3 protein-coding genes are annotated in these 1,785 nt (G+C 44.4%); all 3 read left to right on the top strand.

All coding sequences use genetic code 11. The features are described 5' to 3' along the window. Positions 1-83: 83 nt before the first annotated feature. The 3 genes from soxY to soxA are packed head-to-tail and all read left to right on the top strand — an operon-like array spanning position 84 to position 1,707. On the top strand, positions 84-554 hold the full coding sequence (gene soxY / locus A2517_RS07705) for a thiosulfate oxidation carrier protein SoxY (protein ID WP_294895753.1): 471 nt from the start codon (positions 84-86) through the stop codon (positions 552-554). 49 nt (positions 555-603) lie between these two features. Further along, complete coding sequence (gene soxZ / locus A2517_RS07700) at positions 604-930, top strand: thiosulfate oxidation carrier complex protein SoxZ (protein ID WP_294895751.1); 327 nt, start codon at positions 604-606, stop codon at positions 928-930. Between the two features lie 3 nt (positions 931-933). Next, the gene (soxA, locus tag A2517_RS07695) at positions 934-1,707 is read left to right on the top strand and encodes a sulfur oxidation c-type cytochrome SoxA (protein ID WP_294895749.1); all 774 of its coding nucleotides are present in this window, start codon (positions 934-936) and stop codon (positions 1,705-1,707) included. Positions 1,708-1,785 lie beyond the last annotated feature (78 nt).

The raw sequence follows: 1,785 nt of genomic DNA, 5'->3' as shown, positions 1-1,785 counted from the left end.
GGCTTGATGAATGAGCGCGAAGTGTGTGATTTAGTTTCATACATCATTGCGCCTAAAAAATAATATATTTTAGGAGAGACACAATGGAAAGAAGATCATTTTTAAAAGGTTTTACAGCGGCGGCGGCCTGTGCGATTGCATTACCTCATGTGGCAAGTGCGGCGGAAGAGAAAAAATCGGGCGGTCCGAATGAGATGAGTTTTGAGACGGCAGTAGCGGCAATTACGGGCGGTAAAGCATTAGTCCCTTCGGCTAAAGTAAAGATGGAAGCTCCTGAGATCGCAGAAAACGGTGCGGTTGTACCGGTTAAAGTAACTGTTGAGAGCCCTATGAGTGCTAAAGAGTACGTAAAAGCGATTCACCTGCTTGCGTCTAAAAACGGAAACGTCCGTTGTGCGAATATCTATTTGACACCGGCAAACGGCGAAGCATTTTTCGGTACCCGTATAAAACTCGGCGGAACTCAAGACGTAGTCGCGATTGCAGAGATGAGTGACGGAACTTTCCTGAGTGCAAAACAAAACGTAAAAGTAACCATCGGCGGATGCGGTTGATTTGATCAACCTTTTAGCATAGTAAATAAAGAAAATAAGGACTGATATTATGAAAACATTGATCAAAATCAAACCGAAAACATACGCAGCAGGCGATATCGTTAAAATCGATTTTATGGCAATGCATCCGATGGAAACCGGTATGCGTAAAAACAAAGACACGGGAGCATTGATTCCGGCTGAATACATTGATGAAGTTAAGTTTATGTTTAACGATACCTTGATTACAAAAATGGTTATTTGGGAATCTCTCTCGGTAAATCCGTTGATGTCAATCAGTTTTAAAGTTCCGGGTGCGGGAACACTCAAAGTTATTGCAAAAGATAACAAAGGGCAAAGCGTCGAAACGACCAGTGCCATCAATCCAAAAGGATAAGCCATGCGTACGTTATCAATCACGGCAGCGTTGGTGTGTTCGGCACTTTTAAATTCAGCGGTTGCTGAAGAAAAACTCAGCATGTCGGATGCGGATAAAGCGATGTATGCAGAGCTTTTAGAAAATAATCCGGCAGAAATGGATGTGGCTGAGGGAGAACAACTCTTTGGTGAACTGATCGGGACTGAGGGTTATGCGAAAATGTTAGGTGTTAAAGAGAAAGATTTGCCGAAATACATCGCTGGATTTCCTCGTTATGTTGAACCGGCGAAAAGAGTAGTGACGTTGGCACAAACGATTCAAATGGCGGCTGCGGCAAACTCCAAGGCGGTTCCTAAACTCGAGAGCAAAGAGATGGTTAAAATGTCTGCGTATGTGAAATCAATCGCAAACGGAGAAAAAACCTCTATCGATGTTAAAGCAAACAAACATATGGTTGAGATGATGAAACTCGGTCAGCAAGTGTTCGAAGAGCGTCGCGGCGGTCGGGGACTTTCCTGTAACAACTGTCACAGTATGGATATCGTCGGTCAGCGTCTACGTATGCAGCCGTTGCCAGATCTCGGGGCAAAAGAGACGGCAGCCGCAAGTACTTGGCCGGCATACCGAATGACTCAAAGTCAGATGGTGACACTCGACAAACGGATGCAGCAATGTATGAAAAATGCCCTTTTAGCTGAACTTCCACTTGGCTCGAAAGAGATGGTTGGATTGGAAGTGTATGTCACCAACAAAAGCAAAGGGAACCCTATCAGTGTCCCTAGTGTGAAACGTTAAGGACTGAATTATGGATTTATCACGAAGAGATTTTTTCCATATCGCTGCGGCACTGGGAATTGGTGTACCAACCCTCTC

Origin of the sequence: Sulfuricurvum sp. RIFOXYD12_FULL_44_77 (assembly GCF_001830725.1) — a bacterium.
GTDB classification, from domain to species: domain Bacteria; phylum Campylobacterota; class Campylobacteria; order Campylobacterales; family Sulfurimonadaceae; genus Sulfuricurvum; species Sulfuricurvum kujiense_A.
Note: the sequence above shows the minus strand (reverse complement) of the source record. Positions and strands in the feature narration are given on the sequence as shown.